The following is a 19,687-nucleotide window of genomic DNA, read 5'->3' on the forward strand; positions in this document are numbered from 1 at the left end:
TTTTATGGGGTTTATTCAGTTAAACCGAGTTGGACTCATCGCGAGCAGGCTCGCTCCCACAGGTACCCACAAATCAAATGTGGGAGCGAGCCTGCTCGCGATGGCGTCCTGGCAGACAACACAGATGCCTGCTCGTACAATGCCCGCTGCCCCGCAGGAGACTTCAATGACGCGCACCGCCACCCTTCGCAAACCCCGCGCCCGCAGCCAGGCCCGGATCGATTCGATACTCGATGCCGCCCGCACGCTGCTGGCTGCCGAGGGCGTGGCCAGCCTGTCGATCTACAGCGTCGCCGAACGCGCAGAGATCCCGCCCTCCTCCGTCTATCACTTCTTCGCCAGCGTCCCTGCATTGCTCGAAGCCCTGACGGCCGACGTTCACGCGGCATTCCGTGCCTGCCTGCAAGCGCCCATCGACCACGACGCCCTCCACGGCTGGCGCGATTTGTCGCGCCTGGTGGAACAACGCATGCTCGACATCTACGACGAAGACGCCGCCGCCCGCCAACTGATCCTTGCCCAGCACGGGCTGACCGAAGTCACCCAGGCCGACCGCCAGCACGACATCGAACTCGGCGACCTGATGCACAAGCTGTTCGATCATCACTTCGAACTGCCGAGGCTTCCCAATGATGTCGACGTGTTTGCGCTGGCCATGGAGCTGGGCGATCGCGTCTATGCGCGCTCGGTGCAACAACACGGGCAGATCACGCCGCGCATGGCAGAGGAAGGCATGCGAGTATTCGACGCCTACCTGGGCCTGTATTTGCCGCCCTATCTGCCCAAGCGCAGCCTGTAATACAACGAGGTCTTCATGCCGCACGTTCCAGACAACTACCTTGGCGTGTGGCAACGACGCCTGATCAAATTCCAGTCGGGGCGCGTCGACAGCGAAACGGCTGTGTACTGGCTGCAAACACCGCGCTTGTTTGCCGATCTGCGCATCCCGCCTGCCCCGCTTCCGGCCTTGCCGCTGGAGCAACAGAATCACGCTGACCTGCTGACCCTGAGCGAGCAAAAAGGCTTCGCCGGCGTGACCCAGGTCGACGGCGACATTTGCCAGTGGCATCGCAAACTCGACTACCAGCCGGTCAGCACCGAAGAAGACATCGGGCGCATGCATTTCGAAACCAGCGAACGCCTGATCGAAACCGCTCTGGACGACAATTACTACGAGATCTGGGAGCGGTTGCCGGACTCTCGCGGCACTTGTCGCGGCCAGTGGCTGCAGGCGGTTGATGATCCAACACGCGTTGCCTGCCTGGTGCTGGCCGGCGACTACTTTTTGTTCGCCGCCAGCCGCGCGGTCGCGCTCAATCCCGGCGGCCATTTGCGTGAACACATCAATACGGCAACCGCCCCGCAACAGCTTGCCTGCGAACTCTCTTTCGGTCGCCACCATGCCGGGCAAACCCCGTGGCACATCGACTATTCGACACTGCCCATGCTGACCGGGCAACCACTGTTACCGGCAGACATCGATCCAAACGCCGGCGAGATATTCCGCGACCCACGCCTGTTGTCTTCACTCGGCTCCTACGCGCCCGCCGCCGGTTGGCGCTGCGAGCCGGAGCCCTGAGAGCCGAACGCAGAGCGTCCGTAGAGGCATTCCCACGCAGAGCGTGGGAACGATCAGGGCTTAAACCGTTCGGGGTTGTTGTTTGTGCACACGCTTACAACTTGGCGATCGACACTTCGGTGGATTTCACAAACGCGATCACTTCGCTGCCGACTACCAGTTCCAGCTCTTTCACCGAGCGAGTGGTGATTACCGAAGTGACGATGCCGGAAGCGGTTTGTACGTCGATTTCCGACAGCACGTCGCCGAGTACGATTTCCTTGATGGAGCCTTTGAACTGGTTACGAACGTTGATGGCTTTGATCGTCATGATGTTGATTCCTGTCGTTGGATAAGGCTTGAGTTATTGAGCCCAGCGCAATTGCGTGGGCAAGGGTGAAACAGGTTCCGGAGCCGGCGGTTCCCCGGGCAACGCCAGTACGCGATTGAGGACTTCGGTTTCCAGCGCCGCAAGCCGATGGGAGCCGCGAACCCGAGGGCGCGGCAACTCAACATGGAGGTCGAGGCCGACTTCGCCCTCTTCGATCAGGATCACCCGGTCGGCAATCGACACCGCTTCACTGACGTCGTGGGTGACCAGCAACACAGTGAAACCGTGCTTTTGCCAGAGCCGTTCGATCAGTTGCTGCATTTCAATTCGGGTCAGGGCATCCAGCGCGCCCAGTGGTTCGTCGAGCAACAGCAAACGCGGTTGGTGAATCAGCGCGCGGGCCAGGGCCACGCGTTGCTTCTGGCCGCCGGACAAGGCGGCCGGCCATTCATTGGCGCGATCAGCCAGGCCCACCGACTCCAACGCTTCCAGCGCTTGCGCACGCCAGTTGCCCTTGAGCCCGAGGCCGACGTTGTCGATAACCTTTTTCCATGGCAGCAAGCGCGCTTCCTGAAACATCAATCGAGTGTCTTCCCGCGCCGCACTCAGGGGCGCGGAGCCCGCGCGCAGTTCACCGCCCGTGGGTTTGTCGAGACCGGCGAGCAAGCGCAGCAAGGTGCTTTTGCCGCAACCGCTACGACCGACCACGGCGACAAACTGACCCGCCGGGATGTGCAGATCGATCTCGCGCAAAACCTGTCGTGCACCAAACGTCTTCTGCAGTTTGCGCACTGCCAGCGGAATCCCGTGCAGCAGGCGTGGAGGTTGTTGAGCCGTCATGCCGCACCGCCTTTGACAACCTGATAGGCCGGGTGCCAGCGCAACCACACGCGTTCAAGTCCACGGGCCGCGAGGTCGGCGAGTTTGCCGAGCACGGCATACAAAAGAATCGCCAGCACCACCACGTCCGTCTGCAAGAACTCCCGGGCATTCATCGCCAGGTAGCCGATGCCGGAGCTGGCGGAAATGGTTTCCGCGACGATCAACGTCAGCCACATGAAGCCCAGCGCGAACCGCACGCCGACCAGAATCGAAGGCAGCGCGCCCGGCAGGATCACCTGTCGGAACAGGCTGAAACCGGACAAGCCATAACTGCGGGACATTTCCACCAGTGCCGGATCGACGTTGCGAATGCCGTGATAAGTGTTGAGGTAGATCGGGAACAACGTGCCCAACGCCACCAGGAAAATCTTCGCCGACTCATCGATGCCGAACCACAGGATCACCAGTGGAATCAGCGCCAGGTGCGGCACGTTGCGGATCATCTGCACCGAACTGTCGAGCAGCCGTTCGCCCCATTTCGACAGGCCAGTGATGAAGCCCAAAGCCAGGCCGATGCTGCCGCCGATGGCGAAGCCCAGCGCTGCGCGCCAGCCGCTGATCGCCAGGTGCGTCCAGATTTCACCGCTGCGCACCAGGCTGACGGCGGCTTCGATGACGGCGATGGGTGCCGGCAAAATCCGTGTCGACAACCAGCCCGCCGACACCGACAACTGCCACACCGCCAGCAGCAACACCGGCAACGCCCATGGCGCGAGGCTATGGATAAGTTTCTTCATGGCGCGCCTCAGCTCTGCGAGGCGGCTTTGGGGAGGATGTCGTTGGCGACCATCTCGCCAAACGGGCTGACGTAACCGGCGCTTTTCGGTAGTTCCGGACGCTCGATATCGAGGTGCGGGAACAGCAATTCGGCGACACGGTACGACTCTTCCAGGTGTGGGTAACCGGAGAAGATGAACGTGTCGATGCCCAGGTCCGCGTATTCCTTCACGCGGGCGGCCACAGTCGGACCGTCGCCCACCAATGCCGTACCGGCACCGCCACGCACCAGGCCGACACCCGCCCACAGGTTGGGGCTGACTTCCAGGTTGTCACGGCTGCCGCCATGCAGGGCGGCCATGCGTTGCTGGCCGACCGAGTCGAAGCGCGCCAGAGAAGCCTGGGCGCGAGCGATGGTGTCGTCGTCCAGATGAGAGATCAGCCGATCCGCCGCTTGCCAGGCTTCGGCATTGGTTTCACGAACGATCACATGCAAGCGAATGCCGAAGCGCACGGTGCGCCCGAGCTTCGCGGCTTTGGCGCGCACTTGTTCGATCTTCTCGGCAACGGCGGCCGGCGGTTCGCCCCAGGTCAAAACCATTTCAACCTGCTCAGCTGCCAGATCCTGCGCCGCTTCCGAAGAACCGCCGAAGTACAGCGGCGGACGCGGTTGCTGGATCGGCGGGTAGAGCAACTTCGCGCCCTTCACGCTGATGTGCTGACCGTCGTAATCAACGGTTTCGCCTTCCAGCACGCGGCGCCAGATGCGGGTGAATTCCACCGAGGCTTGATAGCGCTCTTCGTGAGTCAGGAACAAACCGTCGCCGGCCAATTCTTCCGGATCACCGCCGGTTACCAGATTGAACAAGGCACGGCCGCCGGACAGGCGATCCAGCGTCGCAGCCTGACGCGCGGCCACCGTCGGGGAAATGATCCCGGGGCGCAGGGCGACGAGGAATTTCAAACGCTGGGTCACCGGGATCAGCGACGCGGCCACCAGCCACGAATCTTCGCAAGAACGCCCGGTAGGAATCAGTACCCCGCCGAAGCCCAGCCGATCCGCCGCTTGCGCGACTTGTTGCAGATAACCGTGGTCGACGGCGCGAGCGCCTTCGGCGGTACCAAGGTAATGGCCGTCGCCGTGGGTAGGCAGGAACCAGAAGATATTGAGGCTCATTGGAGTGGTCTCCTTGGGGATTCGAATTACTGAGCGTTGGCAACGGCCGCCGGAGGCGTCCAGATCACGTCTTTGATGCTCAGTGGCTTTGGAATCAGCTTGAGCTGATAGAAGGAATCGGCGATTTTCTGCTGCGCGGCGACCACGTCTGGCGTGATGAACAGTGCGCCGAAACCTTGGCGCTTCATCGAAGTGAGGGTGATGTCGGCGGGCAGGCCGAGCAGCGGCGAGACTTGTTGGGTCACCTCGACGGGATTGGCCTTGGACCATTCACCGACCGCGCGCACTTCTTCCACGAGGGTCTTGATTACCTGCGGATTTTTCTGCGCATAAGGCTTGGTCGCGAGGTAGAACTGATGGTTGTCGACGATGCCTTGGCCATCACGCAGGGTGCGCGCCTGCAACTGTTGTTCGGCGGCGGCCTGGTACGGATCCCAGATCACCCAGGCATCGACGCTGCCACGTTCGAACGCGGCGCGGGCATCGGCCGGCGGCAGGAAGACGGTCTGGATGTCGGTGTATTTGAGGCCGGCATCTTCCAATGCGCGGACCAGCAGGTAGTGAACGTTGGAGCCTTTGTTCAGAACGACTTTCTTGCCCTTGAGGTCCAGCACCGATTTGATCGGCGAGTCCTTCGGCACCAGGATCGCTTCGCTGTGAGGCGCGGGTGGTTCGTAGGCGACGTAGAGCAGATCGGCGCCGGCGGCTTGAGCGAATACCGGTGGCGTTTCACCCGTCACGCCGAAGTCGATGGAGCCGACGTTCAGCCCTTCGAGCAATTGCGGGCCGCCGGGGAATTCAGTCCATTGCACGTCCACGCCTTGGGCGGCGAGGCGTTTTTCCAAGGTACCTTTGGCTTTGAGCAGCACCAGGGTGCCGTATTTTTGATAGCCGATTCGAAGCGTCTCGGCTTGAACTTGAGTAATGGCGCCGAAGGTGACAGCCGCAGCAAACAGAGCGACCAGACCACGACGCAAAATGACAGTGCGCATGGCGCTCTCCTTTTTGCAGTTGGGTTTTGGCTGCACCTGCTTGGCCGTTGGCGGCTGAGTAAGGTGAGTATTTCAAATTCAGGTGTGGCTTGAGTGCTGGCTTAAATGCTCCAGCGAGCACTCAACAAACGTTCATTCAAGAGGTTCGGATCGATCGGCTTGGGCCGTCGGGCCATGGCGCTGAAAAACAGCTCCAGCGATTCATTCAGTCGTTCTTCCAGCTCCGGTGCCAACTGCGCCTGGGCGCTGCCTTCGCCATAAGCGATCTGGCTGTCTACGGCGAAAATCCCGTGGAGCATCTCCTGGGCTTTCAACGCCGACAGCACCGGTTTGAGTGCATAGTCCACCGCCAACATGTGAGCGATGCTGCCGCCGGTGGCCATTGGCAACACCACTTTGTGGGCCAGGGCACGCTCGGGCAGCAGGTCCAATACAGTTTTCAGTGCGCCGGAGAACGACGCTTTGTAGACCGGCGTGGCGATCAGCAGGCCATCGGCGTTTTCAATCTGTTGCAGCAGGTCGATCACCTTCGGGCTGTCGAAGCGCGCATGCAGCAAATCCTCGGCCGGGAAGTCCCGCACCTGATAACTCACCACTTCCACACCTTGCTCCTGCAACCAGCGTTGAGAGCGTGCCAGCAGCACCCCGGAACGGGAGCGTTGGCTAGGACTGCCACCGAGTGAGACAACCAACATTCAGACGATTCCTTGAACGGTGTGGGCGATTCGCGGCTTGCGATCTCGCTTTGATGGAAGTGACCTTAACAGGTGATTGTTATATCCATAAATCATATTTATTCATTTGGTTATTCCTTACAGATCTATAAGGAATGTCTTTTCCCAGGCAAAAAAACAGGCCGTATAAACGGCCTGAAATCCCCTGCTTTGTGGTAATCGTTCCCACGCTCTGCGTGGGAACGAGAGTCAGCTGAGTTATCTGTTCGGTTGTGGCGTCAGACGCAGGTACGGCTTCACCGCGCGATAGCCCTTGGGAAAGCGTTTGTTGATTTCGTCTTCGTCCTTGAGCGACGGCACGATCACCACTTCATCACCGTCCTGCCAATTGGCCGGGGTGGCTACCTTGTAGTTGTCGGTGAGTTGCAGCGAGTCGATCACCCGCAGAATTTCATGGAAGTTACGGCCGGTGCTCGCCGGGTAGGTGATGGTCAGCCGAACCTTTTTGTTCGGGTCGATCACGAACAGCGAACGCACGGTCAGGGTGTCGTTGGCATTGGGATGGATCAGGTCGTAGAGGTCCGAGACCTTTCGGTCGGCATCGGCAAGGATCGGGAAGTTGACGAGAGTGTTCTGGGTTTCGTTGATGTCTTCGATCCACTTGTGGTGCGAGTCCACCGGGTCCACGGACAGGGCAATGGCTTTCACGCCGCGTTGGGCGAATTCGTCCTTGAGCTTGGCAGTGAAGCCCAACTCGGTGGTGCACACTGGAGTGAAGTCCGCCGGGTGGGAAAACAGCACGCCCCAGCTATCGCCCAGCCATTCGTGGAAACGGAGGGTGCCGGCGCTGGAATCCTGTTCAAAGTCGGGGGCGATATCGCCCAGTCTGAGGCTCATGGTGCTGCTCCTGGTGAGTGCTTGTTGAGGGCAACTGTGCCTGTATTTCTTATTCATTAAAAAGAATAAATATCGATTTATTTAGATCATTAATGAATATTAAAAAACTGTTCACTGGACCTCGGCAGCGGTCAGGACGACTATCGCCCTCAAGGTTCGAGAAGGCCTTGAGTTGCTGCACAAAGAGGGAAATTTCGAGGAGGGTTTACGGGGGTGAGCCTGACTTGAAAACGCAAAAGCCCCGCCCGGCGAGATGCCGGGCGGGGCTTTTTTTTACTTCAGTTACCCGAGCGCTATTACAACAGCGGGATCGAGTAGCTGACGATCAGGCGGTTTTCGTCCTGGTCGCGTTGGCCCGGGATGTTGGTGCGCCATGTAGCGTTTTTCCACATCAGGCCAACGTTTTTCAACGGGCCTTCCGGTACGACATAACCAACAGTCAGATCGCGTTCCCATTCGGAGCTGCCAGTGCTTGCTGGGGAACGGGTATCGATGTCGTCGCCATGCAAGTAAACCATGCCGGCGGTCAAGCCAGGCACGCCAACCTTGGCGAAGTCATACGAGTAGCGTGCCTGCCAGGTACGTTCGCCGGCACGGGCGAACTTGGCGATCTGGCTGTCGGTAGTCAGGTAAGCCGACGAGCCGTCACCCTGGTTCAACCAAGGGAAGTCGCTGCTGCCGTTGCTGACCTGATAACCGCCGCCGAAGGTATGACCGGCAACGGTGTACAGGAACAGGCCGCTGTACAGGTTGTTGTCGACCTTGCCTTTACCGTTGGGGGTGCTGTTGTAGTTACCGCTGCTGTAATAGGTCGGAGTGTTGCTATTGAGACCGTCATCGGAGCTGTTGAAGTAACGCAGGTCAGATTTCAACACACCTGGACCGATCGCCCAGTTGTGTACCAGACCCAGGAAGTGTTGCTTGTAGAAGTCTTCCAGATTGCCGTAGTAGTACTGGGCAGTCAGGTCTTTGGTGATCTTGTAGTCACCACCGGCGTAAATGAACTTGTTGCTGTTGGCGGTACGCGCGGAAGCGCCCCCGATAGACATTTGTTCATTGTTGCTGGAGTTACGACCCTTTACGTGCTCGATCTGACCACCGATCAATGTCAGGTCCTTGATCTCGCCCGAAGTGATCTGGCCGCCCTGGAAAGTTTGCGGCAGCAGACGACCGTCGTTGGTCACGATCACCGGCAGTTTTGGCTGCAAGGTACCCAGCTTCAGTTCGGTCTGGGAAATCTTGGCTTTGGCAGTCAGGCCCAGGCTGGAGAAGTTATCAACCGCTTCGCCGTTGGACTCGCTTGGGAAAACAGTGCCGCCATAAGCGCTACCAGGGGAGCCATTGGCGCTAACGTTGCCATTAGTGCCGCCGCCCGAATCCAGACGCACACCCAGCAGGCCGATAGCATCGATACCAAAACCTACGGTGCCTTGGGTGTAGCCGGAGATGAAGCGCAGGTCGAAGCCTTGGCCCCATTCTTCGTTTCTGCTTGGATCGGCAGCACCGCTACGGTTATCGGTGTTGATGTAGAAGTTACGCAGCCCCAAAGTAGCTTTGCTGTCTTCGATGAAACCGGCGGCGCCTGCCTGCTGCGCCACAACCCCTACGGCCACAGCCAGGGCCAAGGTGGACTTGTTCATTTGTTTCGCTCCTCTCGTTTCTAATTTTTAGGTCCTGGGTCGAATGCCCTGGATCCTGAAAGCTCGGTGAGTACCAGACCGTATAACTACGGCGTTGGTCTGACCCTGTGATTTTGGCCCGCATAATAAACACAAAAAGAATTATTTCATCTTTTTTCATGCCATTCAGGAATATGGCTTCGCGCTATTACGCTGAGTCGGGACACAAGGTATCGGCTCCTGTGCCACTCACTTTAGGCGTTTATCATAAAAGCTAAAAAGAATAATAAATTACTGATTAATTGCTATTTGGAATATACAAGCCCACAAAAAAGCCTCGCTTGCCAGCGAGGCTTTTCCGGATGGTTTTTAGAGGAAGCTGTAGGTGTAGTTGAAGATCAGACGGGTCTGGTCCTTGTCGGCAATGCCAGCAGCGTCGCCACGGTAGACGCCATGACGCACCGTTGCGCCCAAGCCTTTGAGCGCGCCTTGCTGAATGGTGTAGTCCACCCGCATATCGCGCTCCCACTCGGACGCATCGCTGCCACCGGTTGCGGATTTGATGTTTTCGCCCTTCAAGTAAGCCACCGAGGCTTTCAGACCCGGCACACCCGCAGCGGCGAAGTCGTAGCTGTATTGACCGAAGGTGGTGTTTTCACCGGCACGGACAAAACCGTTGATCATGGCATCGGTGAACAGGTAGAAGCTCGCGCCTCCGTTGGCTTCCGGACGACCATTGCTGTCGACCACGTTGCCCTGGTTCAGGTAGACGAAACCGCCGTCATCATTGACGCGTTGGTGACCAAGCAGGAAAGCGTTGCCACCCAGGGTGTAGGTGAACATGGCGCTCCAGGTCTTGTTATCGACCTCGCCTGGCGTCTTGGCGAAACCACCGTTGTTGTTGAAGCGGTAACCGGGATCGCCGTTCTTGCCATCGGAGCCGCTGTCAAAATAGCGCAGGTCCGTCTTGAAGGACTGTTTGGCGTCGATCGGAAAAACGTGAATCAAGCCAAGGAAGTCCTGCTTGTAGTAATCCTTCAGATTCGAGTGGTAGTACTGCAGGGTGAGGTCCTTGGTGACCTTCCAGTCAGCACCGGCGTAGCGGAACTGGTTGCTGTCCTGAGTACCGCCAGCCACGGCCAGGCCGGTGGAGTTTGAAGAAGCGCGACCCGCCGAGTGCTCCAACTGACCCACATTGAGGGTTACGTTGTCGATTTCCTTCGAGGTGAGGGTGCCACCGTCAAAGGTCTGTGGCAGCAGGCGGCTGTCGTTCGCAACCAGGATCGGCATGTTCGGTTGCAGCGCGCCACCCAGGTGGGCTTCGGTCTTCGAGAAGCGGGCCTTGACGTTGGCTGCCGCGCGGCTCCACTCGTGCACGGCCGAACCATCGGTGTCGCTTGGGAAGAACGTGTTGTTGTTGGCTGGGTGGTGACCTTTGCCGCCGTCCAGATGGATACCCACAAGGGCCTGGGCGTCGATACCGAAACCGACCGTCCCTTGGGTGAAACCGGACAGATAATCGAACTTGAGGCCTTCACCGCTCTCTCTCTGATCCGAGCCACCGGCATCACGGTTATCGTCGTTGAAATACATGGTGCGGGAACTGACGGAAGCCTTGCTGTCTTCCAGGAAACCGGCGGCGCCTGCCTGCTGCGCCAAAACCCCTACAGCCACGGCCAGAGCCAAGGTGGACTTGTTCATTGTTTCGCTCCTCTCGTTTCTAATTCTTGTGTTCCTGGTCCTGGGTCGTTCGCCCGGGCTCCTAAGATCCGCGATTAGCGCCAGACCGTGACTCACAAGTCAATCGTAACTTCGTGTGTCTACGACCATGGTCTAACCCCTCTCTAAATCCCTTCCTTTTCGGGCCTTAAACCCAAAAAGAATCACCCCGTTCTTTTTCATACTGTTCAGGAATTTAGCTCCGAACTCTCCCTTGAGTCGGGACACGGTCACCGACTCATAAGCTAATTCCTAAATGGTATTTATTAGCCTTTTTTTAGATCGATTAGCTTGATGCCACACACGATCAATCCCTATCGAAAGGCAGCGCCATGACGACCAAACGCGCACTATCCGGTCCAATTGTTACAGTTTGTGTATCGCTATTAATTTCCGTCAGCGCTCAGGCGGCGAACCTCACGATCGGTTATCAAACCGGTATCGACCCCAGCAAAGTCCCCCAGGCAGACGGACTGTACGAGAAAACCCTGGGTCAGAAAATTGACTGGCGTCGTTTCAATAGCGGCCCGGAAGTGGTTACAGCCATCGCTTCCGGCGACGTGCAGATTGGTAATCTCGGCTCCAGTCCGCTGGCTGCCGCCGCTTCGCGCAATCTGCCAATCGTTGCGTTTATTGTTTCCGCCCAGATCAACGCCGCTGAAGCACTGGTGGTACGCAACGACAGCGGTATTGATAAACCGGAAGATTTGATCGGCAAGACCATCGCCACACCCTTCGTTTCAACCTCCCATTACAGTTTGCTGGGTGCGTTGAAGCACTGGGGCCTGGATGCCTCGAAAGTCAAAGTGGTGAATTTACAGCCAGCGGAAATTGCTGCCGCGTGGAAGCGCGGTGATATCGATGGGGCGTTTGTCTGGTCGCCGGCGCTGGGGGAAATTCGCAAGACTGGCAAGACGTTGACCGACGCGGCACAGGTCGGCCAATGGGGAGCACCGACCTTCGAGGTCTGGGTCGCGCGCAAGGATTACGCCGAGAAGCACCCAGAGGTTGTGGCCAGATTCGCCAAGGTCACGCTGGACTCTTTCGCCGACTATGCCGCGCATAAGGACAGCTGGACTGCCGACTCGGTACCGGTGCAAAAAATCGCCAAACTGACCGGTGCCAATGCTGTGGATGTGCCGGAGTTGCTGGCCGGTTCCACGTTCCCGGACGCTAAGGCTCAACAGACCGCTGCGTTGCTGAACGGCGGCACGGCCAAGGCGATTGGCGAGACGGCGAAGTTCTTGAAGGAACAGGGGAAGGTCGAGACGGTGCTGCCGGATTATTCGCCGTATGTCAGCGCGAAGTTTGTCACTGAGTAACAGGCTGAAAACCTGTGATGATCGTTCCCACGCTCCGCGTGGGAATGCCTCAACGGACGCTCCGCGTTCGGCTCTGGATGGGACGCGGAGCGTCCCGGGCTACATTCCCACGCAGAGCGTGGGAACGATCAGGTCACAGGGTTTTTTCGAAGATCTTCGAATTACGCTGGTAGTTGTACAGCGACGCACGCGCTGATGGCAGACGTTCAACGCTGCTCGGCACAAACCCACGCTCGCGAAACCAGTGAGCGGTGCGGGTCGTCAGTACGAACAGGGTTTTCAGCCCCTGCGCCCGGGCGCGGGTTTCGATGCGCTCCAGCAGCTCATCTCCACGACCGCCATGGCGATACTCCGGGTTCACCGCCAGACACGCCAACTCCCCCGCATCCGAATCAGCAATCTGATACAGCGCCGCACACGCGATGATCATGCCTTCGCGCTCGACCACGCTGAACTGCTCGATCTCACGCTCCAGCACCTCGCGGGAACGCCGCACCAGAATGCCCTGCTCTTCCAACGGGCTGATCAAATCCAGCAAACCACCGACGTCTTCGATGGCCGCTTCGCGGACAATCTCGAATTGCTCCTGGGCCACCAGCGTACCGCCACCGTCGCGGGTGAACAGTTCGGTCAGCAGCGCGCCGTCTTCGGCGTAGCTGACGATATGACTGCGCGCCACACCACCGCGGCAGGCCTCGGCAGCCGCATCCAACAGCTCTGCTTGATAGTTGCTGCCCAGTCGCTGCAAATGCGCCGGCACCTGTTGCGGACGCAGCTCACGAACCAGGCGACCGTTTTCATCGATCAGGCCGAGGTCGGCGCCGAACAACAGCAGCTTGTCCGCCCCCAGATCGATGGCCGCGCGGGTGGCGACGTCTTCGCACGCGAGGTTGAAAATTTCACCGGTCGGCGAGTAACCCAGCGGCGACAGCAGCACGATGGAACGCTCATCCAGCAGGCGATTGATGCCCTTGCGGTCGACCCGACGCACTTCGCCGGTGTGGTGATAGTCGACACCTTCCAGCACGCCAATCGGCCGCGCCGTCACCAGGTTGCCGCTGGCCACCCGCAAACGCGAGCCCTGCATTGGCGATGAAGCCATGTCCATCGACAGCCGCGCTTCGATGGCGATGCGCAGCTGGCCTACCGCATCGATCACACATTCCAGCGTTGCGGCATCGGTGATGCGCATGCCGTGGTGGTAATGCGGGGTCAGGCCGCGTGCAGCGAGGCGGGTTTCAATTTGCGGACGGGAACCGTGAACCAGCACCAGCCGCACGCCCAGACTGTGCAACAGCACCAGGTCGTGGACGATATTGCCGAAGTTCGGGTGCTCCACGCCGTCGCCGGGCAGCATGACGACGAACGTGCAATCACGGTGGGCGTTGATGTAAGGCGAAGCGTGACGAAGCCAATTAACGTATTCGGGCATGAACCTGGGCCTGTAATAAATAGCAGCCAAAAAATGGGCGAAACAGAAAACGCACAGCGGGCTGATGGTTATCGTCGGAACAGGCTTGGCGACACGCGCGCTCTCCTCATGAATACGGGTTGGGACACCGGCAATTTACGAGGCTTGCCAGCCGTGACACAGCCCCTGTGGGAGTGAGCCTGCTCGCGATAGCGGAATGTCAGTCGATACTGAAGTATCTGACACACCGCTATCGCGAGCAGGCTCACTCCCACAGGGATCTCGCTCAACCGACTGGCATTGGCGTTTTGGCCGGTGTCAGGCAGTAATGTTCAATCAGTTGACGTAATAGATGCACCGTAGGCTGCAAACGTGACATTTCGAGGTATTCCCCCGGTTGGTGCGCACAGGCGATGTCGCCAGGGCCGAGCACCAGGGTTTCGCAGCCAAGACGCTGAAGATAAGGCGCTTCGGTGCCAAACGCCACTGCTTCGGCACGATGGCCGGTGAGCTTTTCCGCGACACGGACCAATTCGGCGTCCTCGGCCTGCTCGAACGGCGGCACTTCGGGGAACAGTGGCGCGTAATCGATCTTCACCTGATGCCACTCGGCAATGGGCTTGAGCTTCTGCAGAATCTGCGCACGCAGGGCATTGGGGTCCATGCCCGGCAATGGACGCAGATCGAATTCCAGCGAGCACTGGCCGCAAATACGGTTGGGATTATCGCCACCATGGATGCAGCCGAAATTCAGGGTCGGCGTCGGCACGCTGAACTGTGGATTACGGAACTCACGCTGCCATGCCAATCGCAAACCACGCAGTTCACCGATGGCATCGTGCATGGCTTCGAGGGCGCTGTGACCCAGTCGCGGATCCGAGGAGTGGCCGCTCTGACCGAGGATGTCGATGCGCTCCATCATGATGCCTTTGTGCATGCGGATCGGCTTGAGCCCGGTCGGCTCGCCGATCACCGCCGCACGACCGAGCGGCCGCCCGGCTTCGGCCAGGGCGCGAGCGCCGGACATCGAGCTTTCTTCATCGCAGGTGGCGAGGATCAGCAGCGGTTGCTTGAACGGCTGATCGAGCAGCGGTATGACGGCCTCGATGGCCAGCGCGAAAAAGCCCTTCATGTCGCAACTGCCCAGCCCGACCCAGCGGCCGTCGACTTCGGTCAGTTTCAGCGGATCGGTCTGCCACAGCGCACCATCGAATGGCACGGTGTCGCTGTGACCGGCCAGCACCAGGCCACCGGGGCCGGAGCCGAAACTGGCCAGCAGATTGAATTTGCCGGGGCTGACCTGCTGGATGTCGCAGGCAAAACCCAGATCGCCGAGCCACGTCGCCAGCAAATCAATCACCGGTCGGTTGGATTGATCGAGGCGGGCCTGCGTACAGCTGACGGACGGCGCGGCGATCAGCGCAGCGAACTGATCTTTCATGGACGGCAAAGGCATCGCTGACTCCAACTCCCGATTTGAACTCCATCATAGAACCATCCGGCGACAGGAATAAACCGTCGCGGACCCTATCTCGGAGGAGTCCTGTACACTGCACGACCTTGGCAGCCACACATTTCCCCCGGCTGCGCTCCCGATCCTGGATTTTCCGGCCATGCAGAAAGAAACCGAAATCAAACTCCGCGTCAGCCGAGAAACGCTCGCTGCCCTGCGCGAGCACCCGCTCCTGAAAAAACGCAACAAAAGTGGCTGGGAACGCCGTGAGTTGATGAACCAGTACTTCGACACGCCTGAGCGCGACCTGGCCCGCGCCAAGGTTGCCCTGCGCCTGCGCCGCGATGGCGAAGAAGTGATTCAGACCCTCAAGACCCGCGGCCAGAGCGTCGCCGGTTTGTCCGAGCGTAACGAATACGACTGGAACCTGCCCAAAGCCAAGCTCGACGTGAAGAAACTCGACGGCGAATGCTGGCCTGAAGAATTGGCCGAGCTGGACAAGAAAACCCTCAAGCCGATCTTCACCACCGATTTCGTCCGCGAACGCGCGGAAATCGCCTGGGGCCGTGGCAAGACCAAAGTGGTGATCGAAGCCGCACTGGACCTGGGACATGTGATCGTGGGCAAGCAGAAAGAAGAAATCTGCGAGCTGGAACTGGAACTGCGCGAAGGCGAGCCGGCCGCACTGCTGGAACTGGCCGCCGAACTGGCCGCGACCCTGGCCCTGATGCCATGTGACATCAGCAAGGCCGAGCGCGGTTATCGCTTGTACGACGCCAACAGCTATTCGTTGAGCCTGCCGGCGCCGCAGATCACTGCCGAAATGCCGCTGGACGACGCTTTTGCCGCGCTGAGCTGGCACTTGCTGAGCAGCAGCCAGCGCCTGGCCGAGCAGTATCGCTTCAATGGCCACTGGCGCCTGTTGCAGGACTGGGTCGAAAACCTGGCTGAATTGCGCGCGCTGCTGAGCAGCCTGGGCCAAGCCGCGCCACGTCAGTCAACGCACGATCTGCGCGTCGCGCTGGACGCCTTGCTCGAAGACTGGCGTCCGCTGGTACAGGCCGGTATCGATGACGAAGACGTGCGCAAAGCCGCGCCGGAGCAGTTCCTCGAAGAACTGGAAGATCCGCGCTGGGGCTTGTTCTCGTTGAACACTTCGCGCTGGTTGCTGGCCCGCACCTGGGCTGCCGATCGCAACGTCCGCGGCAATCGCCAGGGCGCTGCGCAATTGGGTAGCTGGCTGCCGCGTCTGCTGGGCGAGGAAGCGACTTCCCTGCAACTGCAGCGTTATCAGCAACAACCGGAAGACCTGGCCGAGCAACTGCCGCGTATCGAGCGCATCCAGGCCTGGCTGCACCACGCCCGCAACGTGCTGGACATCCCGGAAATGGATCGCCTGTACGGTGAGCTGAAACAGCTTGCTCAATTGGCCAACGAGCCGATCACCGATGAATCGCTGGATGCGCGTAAGCAGCAGGCGATTGCGGTGTATCAGAATCGTGCCTGGAAAATGCTGCTGCGCATGTAAATCTCGCGATGATGATCGTTCCCACGCTCTGCGTGGGAATGCCTCAAGGGACGCTCCGCGTCCAGGTGACGCGGAGCGTCACAGGCTGCATTCCCACGCAGGAGCGTGGGAACGATCAGTGTAGGGTCAGCGCAACACCGGCAAACTCGTCGTTGATTTGATCTCCGACAACGCCACAATCGAGTTCACCTCCTGGATCCCCGGCACCATCGACAGCTTCTCGAAGAAGAAGCGCTCATACGCCTCGATGTCCGCCGTCACAATCCGCAGCAAGAAATCCACCGACCCCATCAGCACATAACACTCCAGCACTTCGGGAAAACCGCGAATCGCCTCGGTGAATTCGGTGAAGTTCGATCGCCCGTGAGCGTTGAGTTTGATTTCGGCGAAGATCTGCGTGTTAAGCCCGATTTTCTTCCGGTCAAGCAAGGTCACCTGCCCGCGAATGATCCCCTCCTCCTTCATCCGCTGAATCCGCCGCCAGCACGGCGACTGCGACAGCCCCACCTGTTCGGCAATCTGTGCACTGGAAAGCGAAGCGTCCTCTTGCAGCAACGCGAGAATCTTGCGGTCGTAGCCATCCAATTCGCTATGCATAAAAAAACCTTAAATTGATAACTTACCGAATCGAGCAATTCAAACAATCGCCAATATGCCCAATCATAGATAAGAAATGCCCGGCACCGAATGTAAAAATTCCTCCACCAGTTTGGAGAACGAGCATGCCGCATCTAGAAGCCGTCAACACCCCGCACACCCGCGCCGATGTCTGGAACGTCAGCAACGCCCACTGCCGCGTGCACTATCAACTGTTAGCCGAGGCCGAACCCGACCTGCTGTGCCGGGCGCTCAACCTGTTCGCTTTGCAGTTTCTGACACCGCAACAGGTCAGCGTGCAGCGAATGGACGATCTGTTGTCGATCGCCATCGTGATAGACGGCCTGAGCTGGCACCGCGCCCAGGTGATCGCAGAAAAATTACGTAACCTGATCAGCGTCTGTTCGGTTGATCTGCAAGCGGTTGATTGCATGTGGAATGAACCGGCTCAGGCGGCGGGCTGAAAAAACTCGACACGGCTTCGTCGCGTAGTGGCCCAACGGTCTGCGGGTCCGCGACTATCCTTTGCGAACTGTTGTTCATGAGGAGCCCGCATGTCCGTTCAACTTGCCATTCAGGACCGCTGGCTGGATCTCAATGATTTGCTGCGTGAACTGGTCGCCCAAGGTTTCATCAGCCAGGACTCGGCCGAACACGCGCTCAATGCTCGACGCCGTCACGCTGCCAATGGCCAGATGCACCCGCTGGAATTCATTGCCAGCCAACTGCTGGACGATCTCAGCCGTCCCGGTAAACACCTTGATCTGGAAAGCCTGACCCTGTGGCTGTCGCAACAGGCCGGTCAGCCTTATCTTCGTATCGATCCGCTGAAAATCAACGTTGCAGCGATTACGCCGCTGATGTCCTACGCCTTCGCCCAGCGCCACAAGATTCTGGCGGTGTCCATCGACCGCGACGCGGTGACCGTGGCCAGCGCCCAGCCCTACGTCACCGGTTGGGAAGCCGACCTGACCCATGTGCTGAAGCTGCCGATCAAGCGTGTGGTTGCCAACCCGGTGGATATCCAGCGCTTCAGCGTGGAGTTTTTCCGCCTGGCCAAATCGGTCAGCGGCGCGACCAACGCCGATCAGCAGATGAACACCCTGGGCAATTTCGAGCAGTTGCTCAACCTCGGCGCCAGCGACCAGGAACCGGACGCCAACGACGCGCACATCGTCAACATCGTCGATTGGCTGTTTCAGTACGCGTTCCAGCAACGCGCCAGTGACATCCACATCGAACCCCGGCGCGAACAAGGCACGGTGCGCTTTCGCATCGACGGCGTGCTGCACAACGTCTATCAATTCCCGCCGCAAGTGACCATGGCCATCGTCAGCCGCCTGAAAAGCCTGGGGCGGATGAACGTCGCAGAAAAACGCAAACCCCAGGACGGCCGGGTGAAAACCAAGACCCCGGGCGGTGGCGAAGTCGAGCTGCGGCTGTCGACATTACCCACTGCGTTCGGCGAAAAAATGGTCATGCGGATCTTCGACCCGGAAGTACTGCTCAAGAACTTCGATCAGTTGGGCTTCTCCGCCGATGACTTGCGCCGCTGGCAGGACATGACGAGCCAGCCCAACGGCATCATCCTGGTCACCGGGCCGACCGGTTCCGGCAAGACCACCACGCTGTACACCACCCTGAAGAAACTGGCGACGCCGGAGGTCAACCTCTGCACCATCGAAGACCCGATCGAAATGGTCGAGCCGGCGTTCAACCAGATGCAGGTCCAGCACAACATCGACCTGACCTTCGCCGCCGGTGTGCGCGCGCTGATGCGGCAGGATCCCGACATCATCATGATCGGTGAGATCCGTGATCTGGAAACCGCTGAAATGGCGATCCAGGCTGCGCTCACTGGCCACTTGGTGCTCTCGACGCTGCACACCAACGATGCGCCGAGCGCAATCAGCCGCTTGCTGGAACTGGGCGTGCCGCATTACCTGATCAAAGCCACGGTGCTTGGCGTCATGGCCCAGCGCCTGGTCCGCACCTTGTGCCCGCATTGCAAGGCGCCGCTGACCCTGGGTGAAGAAGACTGGCAAACCCTGACGCGGCCCTGGCAGGCACCGTTGCCGCACAACGCACATCGTGCCATCGGTTGCCTTGAATGCCGCGATACCGGTTACCGCGGCCGCGCCGGGGTCTACGAAATCATGCAGCTGACGGACGGCGTCAAAGCGCTGATCAGCCCCGACACCGATTTGCTGGCCGTGCGGCGACAGGCGTTCAAGGAAGGCATGCGCAGCTTGCGATTGTCAGGCGCGCAGAAAGTGGCGGCGGGTTTGACGACGATTGAGGAGGTGTTGCGGGTAACGCCGCAGAGCGAGCAAAAGTAGGCGCGGCCGCTATGGAACTCGATTGGGGAATTGGCAATCAAAGGCCGTAGTTAACCAGTGGAGTCACCCAATATGCGTTTCAAACTTGCTGTCGCTACCATCGCCTTGTTGTCCCTTCCTGTCGGTTCGGCGATGGCTGATAGCTTTTGGCGTAACGTCATCTCATCCGGTGCGACCACCGGTTCGACCTACCTGACGTTCAAGGATCACAAACTGATCGTTGCTGCCCAGGACGATGCCGGCAGCTTTGTCGCCAGCGACGGCGGCATTCGCGGTCCATACCTGGAGGCCGCGATGCAGAAAGTCCGTGCCGACAACCCTGGCCTGCAAGCCACGGACATGGAACTGGCGAACGCGATCCTGGCGAAGAATGCCGTCGCGTCGAATTAAGATTTACCGCTGAACAAAAATGCCGCTCCCATGAGCGGCATTTTTTATGCCTGATACAAAACCCTGTGGGAGCGAGCCTGC

At 59.3% G+C, this 19,687-nt stretch carries 19 protein-coding genes; 7 read left to right on the forward strand and 12 right to left on the reverse strand.

From position 1 onward, the window contains the following. Positions 1-166 precede the first annotated feature (166 nt). Together BLW70_RS03735 and BLW70_RS03740 are read left to right on the forward strand one after the other, a co-directional pair. Positions 167-799 carry a TetR/AcrR family transcriptional regulator gene (locus BLW70_RS03735; RefSeq protein WP_074871789.1) on the forward strand — a complete coding sequence of 211 codons (633 nt, stop codon included), beginning with the start codon at positions 167-169 and terminating at the stop codon, positions 797-799. A gap of 15 nt (positions 800-814) precedes the next feature. Then, positions 815-1,579, forward strand: a complete 765-nt coding sequence (locus BLW70_RS03740; RefSeq protein ID WP_074871791.1) for a hypothetical protein — start codon at positions 815-817, stop codon at positions 1,577-1,579. Positions 1,580-1,673: 94 nt separating this feature from the next. Here BLW70_RS03740 and BLW70_RS03745 read toward each other — a convergent pair whose 3' ends face one another. The 9 genes from BLW70_RS03745 to BLW70_RS03785 form a co-directional block, all read right to left on the reverse strand. Beyond that, positions 1,674-1,889: a TOBE domain-containing protein gene (locus BLW70_RS03745; RefSeq protein ID WP_003229256.1), complete on the reverse strand. Its 216-nt coding sequence runs from the start codon at positions 1,887-1,889 to the stop codon at positions 1,674-1,676. A gap of 33 nt (positions 1,890-1,922) precedes the next feature. Next, positions 1,923-2,729, reverse strand: a complete 807-nt coding sequence (gene ssuB / locus BLW70_RS03750; RefSeq protein ID WP_074871793.1) for an aliphatic sulfonates ABC transporter ATP-binding protein — start codon at positions 2,727-2,729, stop codon at positions 1,923-1,925. Further along, positions 2,726-3,508 carry an aliphatic sulfonate ABC transporter permease SsuC gene (ssuC, locus tag BLW70_RS03755; RefSeq protein ID WP_074871795.1) on the reverse strand — a complete coding sequence of 261 codons (783 nt, stop codon included), beginning with the start codon at positions 3,506-3,508 and terminating at the stop codon, positions 2,726-2,728. Before ssuC ends, ssuB begins: the two co-directional genes overlap by 4 nt. 8 nt (positions 3,509-3,516) lie before the next feature. After that, on the reverse strand, positions 3,517-4,665 hold the full coding sequence (ssuD, locus tag BLW70_RS03760; RefSeq protein ID WP_008026018.1) for an FMNH2-dependent alkanesulfonate monooxygenase: 1,149 nt from the start codon (positions 4,663-4,665) through the stop codon (positions 3,517-3,519). Positions 4,666-4,691: 26 nt separating this feature from the next. Continuing rightward, entirely contained in the window at positions 4,692-5,657 is a 966-nt protein-coding gene (locus tag BLW70_RS03765; protein WP_074871797.1) for a sulfonate ABC transporter substrate-binding protein, read from the reverse strand. Positions 5,658-5,758: 101 nt separating this feature from the next. After that, on the reverse strand, positions 5,759-6,352 hold the full coding sequence (gene ssuE / locus BLW70_RS03770; RefSeq protein ID WP_074871799.1) for an NADPH-dependent FMN reductase: 594 nt from the start codon (positions 6,350-6,352) through the stop codon (positions 5,759-5,761). A gap of 237 nt (positions 6,353-6,589) precedes the next feature. Then, entirely contained in the window at positions 6,590-7,228 is a 639-nt protein-coding gene (locus BLW70_RS03775; RefSeq protein WP_046053759.1) for a peroxiredoxin, read from the reverse strand. A gap of 296 nt (positions 7,229-7,524) precedes the next feature. Further along, positions 7,525-8,868 (reverse strand): OprD family porin, encoded by a 1,344-nt coding sequence (locus BLW70_RS03780; protein WP_074871800.1) that lies wholly within the window; start codon positions 8,866-8,868, stop codon positions 7,525-7,527. 348 nt (positions 8,869-9,216) lie between these two features. Next, entirely contained in the window at positions 9,217-10,548 is a 1,332-nt protein-coding gene (locus tag BLW70_RS03785; protein WP_074871802.1) for an OprD family outer membrane porin, read from the reverse strand. Positions 10,549-10,898: 350 nt separating this feature from the next. On the opposite strand from BLW70_RS03785, the gene tauA reads away from it, so the two are divergent. Continuing rightward, a complete protein-coding gene (gene tauA, locus BLW70_RS03790) occupies positions 10,899-11,888 on the forward strand; it encodes a taurine ABC transporter substrate-binding protein (protein ID WP_074871803.1) in 990 nt (329 codons plus the stop codon). A gap of 133 nt (positions 11,889-12,021) precedes the next feature. Here the strand turns inward: tauA and argA are convergent, their stop codons facing one another. Together argA and argE are read right to left on the reverse strand one after the other, a co-directional pair. Further along, positions 12,022-13,320 (reverse strand): amino-acid N-acetyltransferase, encoded by a 1,299-nt coding sequence (argA, locus tag BLW70_RS03795; RefSeq protein WP_074871805.1) that lies wholly within the window; start codon positions 13,318-13,320, stop codon positions 12,022-12,024. A 265-nt stretch (positions 13,321-13,585) separates the two neighbouring features. Further along, entirely contained in the window at positions 13,586-14,755 is a 1,170-nt protein-coding gene (gene argE, locus BLW70_RS03800) for an acetylornithine deacetylase (protein WP_074871807.1), read from the reverse strand. A 157-nt stretch (positions 14,756-14,912) separates the two neighbouring features. Here argE and BLW70_RS03805 point away from each other — a divergent pair, with 157 nt between their 5' ends. After that, positions 14,913-16,280 carry a CYTH domain-containing protein gene (locus tag BLW70_RS03805; RefSeq protein WP_074871808.1) on the forward strand — a complete coding sequence of 456 codons (1,368 nt, stop codon included), beginning with the start codon at positions 14,913-14,915 and terminating at the stop codon, positions 16,278-16,280. A gap of 126 nt (positions 16,281-16,406) precedes the next feature. Here BLW70_RS03805 and BLW70_RS03810 read toward each other — a convergent pair whose 3' ends face one another. Next, complete coding sequence (locus BLW70_RS03810; RefSeq protein WP_018927598.1) at positions 16,407-16,877, reverse strand: Lrp/AsnC family transcriptional regulator; 471 nt, start codon at positions 16,875-16,877, stop codon at positions 16,407-16,409. A gap of 125 nt (positions 16,878-17,002) precedes the next feature. Here BLW70_RS03810 and BLW70_RS03815 point away from each other — a divergent pair, with 125 nt between their 5' ends. The 3 genes from BLW70_RS03815 (at position 17,003) to BLW70_RS03825 (ending at position 19,606) form a co-directional block, all read left to right on the forward strand. Continuing rightward, positions 17,003-17,341: a hypothetical protein gene (locus tag BLW70_RS03815; protein ID WP_074871810.1), complete on the forward strand. Its 339-nt coding sequence runs from the start codon at positions 17,003-17,005 to the stop codon at positions 17,339-17,341. 90 nt (positions 17,342-17,431) lie between these two features. Then, positions 17,432-19,216 (forward strand): type IV pilus assembly ATPase TfpB, encoded by a 1,785-nt coding sequence (locus tag BLW70_RS03820; protein ID WP_074871812.1) that lies wholly within the window; start codon positions 17,432-17,434, stop codon positions 19,214-19,216. A 72-nt stretch (positions 19,217-19,288) separates the two neighbouring features. Then, on the forward strand, positions 19,289-19,606 hold the full coding sequence (locus BLW70_RS03825) for a DUF2388 domain-containing protein (protein WP_074871813.1): 318 nt from the start codon (positions 19,289-19,291) through the stop codon (positions 19,604-19,606). Positions 19,607-19,687 lie beyond the last annotated feature (81 nt).

Origin of the sequence: Pseudomonas frederiksbergensis (assembly GCF_900105495.1) — a bacterium.
Classification (GTDB): Bacteria; Pseudomonadota; Gammaproteobacteria; order Pseudomonadales; family Pseudomonadaceae; genus Aquipseudomonas; species Aquipseudomonas frederiksbergensis.